Consider the following 7,624-nt stretch of genomic DNA (forward strand, 5'->3'; position numbering starts at 1 on the left):
CGTGCCCAATGCGTCGGCGCCGCATTCCGCCGCAGCGGCGGGAAAGCCGAATGACACGGCGGCGATGGCAAGCAAGGCAACCGCAGCGGCGCTGGCGGAGACCGGAGGGCGACGGCGGCGCACCAGGCCGCCGGCGGCCAGGTCGCCCAGCAACCGCGCCGGGCGCACGTAGCCAAAGCCGGCGCGGCTGGCGATGGGGGCCGCCAGCCGGCGGCCGTTCTTGTCCAGTCCACCGGGGACCGGTCCCGCCGCGTTGGCGCAAACGGCAGCGGGCGCGAGCGAGATGGCCGGGATGGCCTTGCCTGGAAATTTCATGATCCCACCTCAGCGAAAGACCGCCACAAAGCCGCCGCGCGGTGTCAGCGTCACGCGCACCTTGCCGGACTGGAGCTCGGCCTGGCTGAATTCGCGCTGGCCGGCGCCGTCGGTGATCATGGCGCCCTTGCGCTTGCCGATAAAGGACAGGTCCAGCTCGACCGTGCGCTCGCCCTGTTCGGCATTGACGCCGGCCACATACCAGCTGCTGCCGGCTTGGCGGGCAAGCACCACATGCGAACCCGGATAGCCCGCGAGGAAGCGGCTGTCGTCCCAGCGGCGCGGCAAGTCGCGCAGGAAGCTTCGGACATATTCCGGCACGCTCGCCATGCCCTCCGGGATCTCCGCGAAATGCTGGATGCCCGACAAGAACAGCACCGACTGGGCCAGCTCGAAGCCGTTGCGGGTAAGGCGCTTGATCTGGCCCATGTCGCCAAACACCATCGGCGTGAAGTCCATCGGGTCGAACAGGTTGCGGATCATGGCCGCATTCACCGCATGGGGCGCGACGGCGTCATGGTCTTTCTGGTCGAAGGTCGTGAACTCGAACCCGCGGATCGCTTCGGCCGTCATCAGGTTGGGGAAGGTTCGCTCCAGTCCGCGCGGCAGCGTCGCGCCATGGAAGTTCACCAGCAGGCCGGCAGCGGCCGCGTCCTTCAGGATGTCGACGTAGTACCGGATCATGGACGCGCCGTCGCCACCGAAGAAATCGATCTTCACGCCCTTGACGCCCATTTTCCTCAGGCGCGCGAATTCCTTCACGCGCGCATCGCGCGTCAACAGCTGGTTGCGCGGCGTCTGCGGCGCATCGTTCCACGCGCCGGCCGAGTTGTACCAGACCAGCACGCCCACCCCCCTGGCAGCGGCATAGCGCGCCAGCTCGGCCATTTTGGCGTAGCCGATTTGCCGATCCCACTCGGCGTCGACCAGGGTGTAGTCCCATTTCATGTCCACCGCGTAGTCGATGAACTTTTTCTGCACGTCGAACACCGTGGCCTCGTCCTTGAGCAGCGGCCAGCTCCAGGATGCATGGCCGGGCCGGATCAGCTTGGCGTCGAACGGGACCGCCGGCGCCGCCAGGTCGGTGCCGAGGGTGGAATCCATCACGGTGCTGAGCGCACCCACGGCAATGACGCGCCAGGGCGTAACCAGCGTGCCCGCGGTTTCCGCCAGCAGCCCGCCGTTGGTGAAAACCTCCGGCGATGTCGGCCCATCGATCCGGTACACGCCACCGGGGGAGTCGGTGGCCAGCCGCGAGGCATGGAAGCTGCCGTCCATATTGGCCTCGGTCAGCGCCACCCAGGTCTCGCCGCTGCGGAACAGCGCCGGGAAGACCCAGCCGGCTTTCAAGGGCGCGGGCTGGCCGACCGGCATGTCGACCTGGTAGTGCTCTTCATAGGAAGGGTTGGTTTTGCCCCAGCCGCTCTTGGCCACCGCCATCGGCTGCAGGAAGGCGCGCGTCTTCGGGTCGAATGCGAAACCGGTCGTCTCGCCGACAAAGCGCTTGGACGCAAGCCGGGGCTCGGCAACGACATAGCGGAAGGCCACGCCATCGTCGGACACGCGGAACGCCACCTCCATCTTGTGGCCGGCCGCATTGACCAGCGAGTACACCTGCTCGTTGGCGCGGTACTGGATGACACCGCGCTTGCCCACCGCCATCGTGTAACGTTCGGAGACCGGCCTCACCGGCGAAGTGCCCGCCAGCTTGAGGCCCTGCGAGAAGTCCGCGCCGGCCAGCTTCAAGCCCAGCGGCGAAGGCAACAACACCGGCTGGCCGTTGCGCTTGATACTGTAGGACAGGGTCTGGTCCGGATTGACCAGTACCGACACATCCAGCTGCCGGTCCGGACTCTGGAGCGCGAACGCGGCGCCAGTTGCCAAGGCCAATCCCAACAGCACACTCAGTTTTTTCATCGTCATCAGATAGTTTTTCAAAAAAGGAAGGAAAAGGCCGGCGCACCGTGGCAGTTGCCGCCATTGCGGTCGTCACGGCACACCGAAATGTGCCGGCATCAGTTCAAATCCAGCTCGAAGCCGCTGGCCGGCAGATCGTCCATGCTGAACAGGTTGATAAACGGCGCGTCGGACCAGCCGTAACGCACTTTGCTTGCGCGGACGGTGGCCGCGCCCGGTAGCCTGACCGTGTCGCCCTCGGCTGTTGCGCGCGCGTAGCGGCACGCGTCCTGTTCGCATACTTCGAATCCGATCGCCGTATCCGATGAGTAGGTCCGCAACCCGCCATTGGTATTGGCAAAGCGGATCACGACATCCTCTCCGCTACGGCTTGCCGAGACGGCCTCCGGCCCGCCCGGCGTGATCTTCTCGCCATATGCCACCGCACGGGCGGCCCGGGCCAGGCGCTGACCGACAATTGCTTTCTGGCTTGGATGGATATCGGAGCGGTCGCCGAAGTCGAAGGTCACCGCCAGTCCCGCATGCGGATCGTTCCGGACCGCCGCCGACTGGGCCTGGCGCAATTCGGCCCACGCCGACCGGCCCGGTGTGGTCGACACCGCCCCGAACGAAGTCAGCTGTGCAACAAGGAAGGGCAAGTCCGGCTGGGCAAAGGTCTGGCGCCAGTCGTCGAACAGCAGCGGCAGCAAAGTGCGGTATTCCCGGGCCGCGCCGGCGTTGGCCTCGCCCTGGTACCACGCCGCCAGTTTGAACGCATAGCCTTGCAGCGGTGCGATCATGCCGTTGTACAGCGTACCCAGGCTGGTTGGCGCCTCCCAGGGCGTGGGCGGCTGCGTCGCGCTCAATTGGGACCCGACCTGGTACTTCCAGCGTGACGGCAAGGCGATCCTTGCGCCATCCGCGGTGCGCAGCGCGCGCTGGCCGGCAGGGCTGACCAGTCCGCCACCTTGGTCGTCGCCCAGCACCCGCACCGCGACCACGTTGCGCCCCGGCGTGAGCACGCCTCTGGGCACGGCGTATTCGCGGCCAGTCCACCAGTTGGTGTTGGCGCCCACCCGCACGCCGTTAACCCAGGTGGTGTCGGCGGTGGCCACCTGGCCGAGCAACAGGTGGGTCACAGCAGCGGCCTGCTGCGCGGTCAGCTCGACCGTAGTGCGGAACCACGCGACCCCGCGATGTGTGCTGAGCGCGCCGATTCCGGACTCGTTCCAGCGTCCAGCCGGCTGCATGACGGGCCAGGCGCTGTCGTCGAACGCCTTGCCGGCCCAGGCGCGTTGCGCGCGGGCCTGCGGATCGGCCGTCTCCCACCAGGCTTGCTGACGGACCTCCTCCGCACGCATGCCGGCCGCCGCGTCCGCCGCGTACTGGTCCACCACATCCAGCGCCTGGGCGTACCCGGCCATTTTCCGCATGGACGCGCCGCTGATCCAGCTCTGGATCGTGCTGCCGCCCCAACTGGCGTTGACGAAGCCCACCGGGACCTCGTACCGGCGCTGCAGCGCGCGGGCCATGTGGTAGCAGACGGCGGAGGCCTGGCCGGTAGTCTGCGCTCCAGCGACCTGCCATTGCGGGACGGTCTTGAAATCGTCAAGACGGACCGCCGAACTGTCGCGCGGGATATTGACGAACCGGATCAGCGGGCTGGCGGAGAACGCGACGTCCATCGCCGCATTCGTCGCTTGAGCCATCGGCAGTTCCATGTTCGACTGCCCGCCGCACAGGAAGACGTCCCCGATCATGATGTCGTTCACTGTGCTGGTGCCGCCGTTCGCGCCGACGCTCAGCGCGTAGGGGCCGCCTGCTGCCATGGCCGGCAAACGGGCGCGCCACTTTCCGCCGCCATCGGCCGTGGCCAGCACCGATTCGCCATTGAGCTGGACGCTAACAACGCTACCGGCCGGCGCTTTGCCCCAGATGGCGATGGGCTGGTCGCGCTGCAAGACAGCATGGTCGCCGAAGATGGCAGCCAAAACCGGGGGCCGCGAGCCCGGCGCCTCTTTGTAATTTTCCGCGTGGACTGCGGGTCCAGCCAACAATGCAGCCCATAGCAACGCGCGAATTTCTTCCACTGCCACAATCGTCTCCCATTCACTCTTATTTATTTGCATGGCGGGCAAGCACCGGCCACTGCGCGTACGCGCCAGGGCAACCCTGGGGCCGTACAGGGTGAAGCATAGGATGGACGTCCTGCGCAGCGGTATCGCGGGCGTGCGAATTCCTTGCACACCGCAGAAATTGCAAGAAGTTTTAGCCGCAGTGCAAGGCCGGCTTCGGGCCGATGCAGGGACGGGGCGCTTCAAGCGAGCGATTCACGCGGCGGCACTTGGGCAGGCAACGCCTGCTGGCCCGGCTGAGCGGCAAGGGACCGGAATGACTTCGGCGTGCAGCCGTATTCTTCCTTGAACAGCCGATTAAAATATGGAACATTCGCATAGCCAACCGAATAGGCGATTTCCGACACGGCCGCGCTGCTTTTCTCGGCGAGCAGCCTGGACGCTTCTGTCAGCCGCAATTTATTCACATAGGCGGTGAATGTCATGCCAAGTTCGGATTTCAGCACTTCATTGATTTTGTGGCGGTTCGCGCCAGTCCAGGCCGCCACGGTTTCCAGGTCCAGTCGGGGATCGGTGTAGTTGGTCGCGATATAGCGCAGGACCGACGTCTTTTCCATATCCTTGTACGGTTCCAGGGTCAACTGGCGATAAGCCAGCAATGGCAAATCTTTCTTCATTTTGGAATCCACGCTTGCCGTCAGCGCGCGGGAATGGGCCACAAAGAACCAGACGCCGAATGCGCCCCAGCCACCCAGAACAATGGCCAGCATCGCCGCCATATAGCGGTAATCCCGGCCATGCAATGTCAGTTCGCTGATTTCGATATAGGTATCAACATTGTGTGGTGTGGCGCTGCTGGTGCCAAACAGGATTCTCGCAACCCTGTCCAGTTTATAACCCTGTTGCGCCAAGTCCTGTTTCATCGACAGCAACCACCATTCGGGGACAACCAGCCGGGCCAGGTCGAGCGTAACCGGCATACCCTGTTCATTGCACGAAAAATACGTCCCCGGCGGACGGTAAGTATCGAGTTTGCCTGGCCTGGAGACTATTTCATCGAAGGTGGCCAGCTCGAACACCATGGACGTGGCCGGCGCGCATTTGGCGACAAAGCTAATGGCATGGAATTGCGACCAGTCCTCATGGGCCTGCCCTCCTTTACCGTCATCCATGAACAGCAGAGCGGAGACAAAAGGATACTGGGCCGCGTCCTTCAGCTTGAAGTCGAAGCGCAGCCGCTCGCGCGACGCGCCGTGCAAGCGCACCGCGGACGCGCCGCCGGTCGCGACATCGGAATACGTTTCGGAACGCCAGCGGGCGCCATCCCTGTGTGCCGGCAGCAGCGTCTGCGTCGGAAAACTGCGGTAGACGAAAAAGCCCGCCAGCAACGCGTCCGCGACCACCAGCAACACCAGCGCCAACAGCGCCTTTTTATAGAGCTCTTGCATTTGGATAGGTTTGGAACAGGCTCGGCGCCACGCCTCTCGGCGGGGCGATACTTGCAAGGCCGCTGCGCCCGGCTCACCGTGGTTAGTCTTGACGTTGTTACGAAGTGATGTCGTAGGCGCTATATTGCATGAGCCCGCGCTGCGCGGCAATTGCGATAATGCTCAATACAGCCAACGAAATTCAACACCGGCCACCATGGCGGCAAGCAGGCCAGGTCAGATAAACGGCCAGTGCAGGATGCGCTTGGCGTGCAGCACGGCGCGCGTGCCGACGTAGGCGATGGCGAAGCCGAAAGCGAGGATGCTGAACGGGCTGCCCATGAAAGCCAGGAACACCCCGCCTACGGTGGCCATGGCCACCAGCACCATCAGCCACAGTTCGATGCTGAAGAAGAAGGCCGACGCTTCGCGCCAGACACGCAGCGCGAGGGCGCAGGCTTCTTTGATGGATTGGATGTTGTGGCCCATGGTCTTTTTCGCTATGTTGCAATATCGAACCGGAAATAAAAAATCGCCGGCTAGCGGCGAGTTGTTCATGATACTGGCGGCGGTGATGGAAGTCAAAGCGGCATCTCCCGGCGTTACGGACACTTTCGATGGATATGAGGTCACAAATCAGTGAATCTCGGCGGCAGGTCCTGGCCGGCGAGACGGACTTCAATAGCGTTGGCAACCTTGACGTGCTCCGGGTTCTGTTCAGAGAACGGTTCGTCCGTGACGCTTACGATGATTGTACCGATCTGCTTTTTGTCCGCCCCATGCACAGGCACAAGAGCCCGCGCCTCTGGTACCTGCCCCGCACTCAGGACCTTGGGAAGATAGAGCATCCAACCAACGCCAGGACGGTCGTTGAATACCGAATCATAGAAAATGGGGGCAGCCGAAACGAAGAGCGGGTTCCAAATTTTCACCATTTGCATCAAAACGGAAAGTACGGCTTCGTGCGAAATTATATCTGGACAGCTGTTTTCCAAACTCGCTATGCATGGCCCTCCTTGATCCCGAAAAAGCACTCCCATCGACGCGCCATTGTAGTTGTCTTCGCCGTTCCACAATCCGACTGATCGGACCGTCGCAAGGCTGGTTTTCTTCTTCATCCATTCCGTTTCGCTAAGGACGGCGAGCAAGGCAGACGCCGGTCCATCGTCGTCAAACGCCTCATGGAGAAACGCCTCATTCTTCGAATTTCCGGCCAAGAACCATTGCTGCAAGTGCGGCGACAATGTCCGCAAGTGCTGGCGAAAAAGGAACAGCGCTGTCAGGTCATCGGATTGGTCCGGGACGTGAGTTGGGTCGAAGCGATACTGCGCCTCAAAGCGCACGTCTCGTGGTTTTATCGTCATCGCTGGTAATGGTGAAACACGCGCGGCGCGAAAGAAAGCTGTTGTGAATGAGGCGTACCTGCTGGGCTCCTGCCACAAAATGTGCCCACCACTTTTTGGCGCGCCCCCACCTGGTTCGCGTCAACTATCTTGTCCGGTCGGCGTCAATTATCTTGGCCGGTGAAGCGAGAGGTGTTTAGTCCTCCTTCGAATACGCTGACCAAGGTCAAAGCCGGCGTAGTGGGTGCGCTCGTGTCGGCGGTAATACGGCGTGCGCCCTGCTGCGCTTCGGACGGCAAAGTTAAAAGGCCCAAGCCGAAGCCCAGCAGGGCGTTAAGAATTTTTTTCATCGTAAGTTAATAAGAGGCAGTGTCACGCGTAATATCGGAGCCGATATTACGTATATCGGGCCCATCCCATGTGTACTCAGGCAACATTTGCATTCGAACCCTCCCAGTAGGAAATGTAAGCGTCGACTCAGCACCGTGTTGAGTGCCGTAACAGTTTAGTTGATGATGGCTGGCCGCAGGCCAGCGTTCATTTATTTGCCAGCCACAAGGTGCTGGGA

At 62.6% G+C, this 7,624-nt stretch carries 7 protein-coding genes; all 7 read right to left on the reverse strand.

Annotation, left to right across the window (positions count from 1 at the left end; genetic code table 11):
* The coding region (locus AC6H42_RS14665) for a hypothetical protein (protein WP_497548362.1) at positions 1–315 on the reverse strand (315 nt) is incomplete at its 3' end.
* A gap of 9 nt (positions 316–324) precedes the next feature.
* The gene (locus AC6H42_RS14670) at positions 325–2,238 is read right to left on the reverse strand and encodes a glycoside hydrolase family 97 protein (protein WP_497548363.1); all 1,914 of its coding nucleotides are present in this window, start codon (positions 2,236–2,238) and stop codon (positions 325–327) included.
* Positions 2,239–2,330: 92 nt separating this feature from the next.
* Positions 2,331–4,307: a sialate O-acetylesterase gene (locus AC6H42_RS14675; RefSeq protein ID WP_497548364.1), complete on the reverse strand. Its 1,977-nt coding sequence runs from the start codon at positions 4,305–4,307 to the stop codon at positions 2,331–2,333.
* 221 nt (positions 4,308–4,528) lie between these two features.
* Positions 4,529–5,734, reverse strand: a complete 1,206-nt coding sequence (locus AC6H42_RS14680; RefSeq protein ID WP_497548365.1) for a helix-turn-helix domain-containing protein — start codon at positions 5,732–5,734, stop codon at positions 4,529–4,531.
* Between the two features lie 216 nt (positions 5,735–5,950).
* A complete protein-coding gene (locus AC6H42_RS14685) occupies positions 5,951–6,202 on the reverse strand; it encodes a hypothetical protein (RefSeq protein WP_057153746.1) in 252 nt (83 codons plus the stop codon).
* A 140-nt stretch (positions 6,203–6,342) separates the two neighbouring features.
* A complete protein-coding gene (locus tag AC6H42_RS14690; RefSeq protein WP_497548366.1) occupies positions 6,343–7,077 on the reverse strand; it encodes an immunity 52 family protein in 735 nt (244 codons plus the stop codon).
* A 143-nt stretch (positions 7,078–7,220) separates the two neighbouring features.
* Positions 7,221–7,406 (reverse strand): hypothetical protein, encoded by a 186-nt coding sequence (locus AC6H42_RS14695; RefSeq protein WP_497548367.1) that lies wholly within the window; start codon positions 7,404–7,406, stop codon positions 7,221–7,223.
* Positions 7,407–7,624: the final 218 nt, after the last annotated feature.

The sequence above is a fragment of the Massilia sp. NBRC 108631 genome (assembly GCF_059704565.1).

Bases quoted from the DNA above. Each gene is read 5' to 3' on its own strand.
- AC6H42_RS14685 (WP_057153746.1), bottom strand. From the start codon at position 6,202: ATGGGCCACAACATCCAATCCATCAAAGAAGCCTGCGCCCTCGCGCTG.
- AC6H42_RS14670 (WP_497548363.1), bottom strand. From the start codon at position 2,238: ATGACGATGAAAAAACTGAGTGTGCTGTTGGGATTGGCCTTGGCAACT.
- AC6H42_RS14695 (WP_497548367.1), bottom strand. From the start codon at position 7,406: ATGAAAAAAATTCTTAACGCCCTGCTGGGCTTCGGCTTGGGCCTTTTA.
- AC6H42_RS14690 (WP_497548366.1), bottom strand. From the start codon at position 7,077: ATGACGATAAAACCACGAGACGTGCGCTTTGAGGCGCAGTATCGCTTC.
- AC6H42_RS14680 (WP_497548365.1), bottom strand. From the start codon at position 5,734: ATGCAAGAGCTCTATAAAAAGGCGCTGTTGGCGCTGGTGTTGCTGGTG.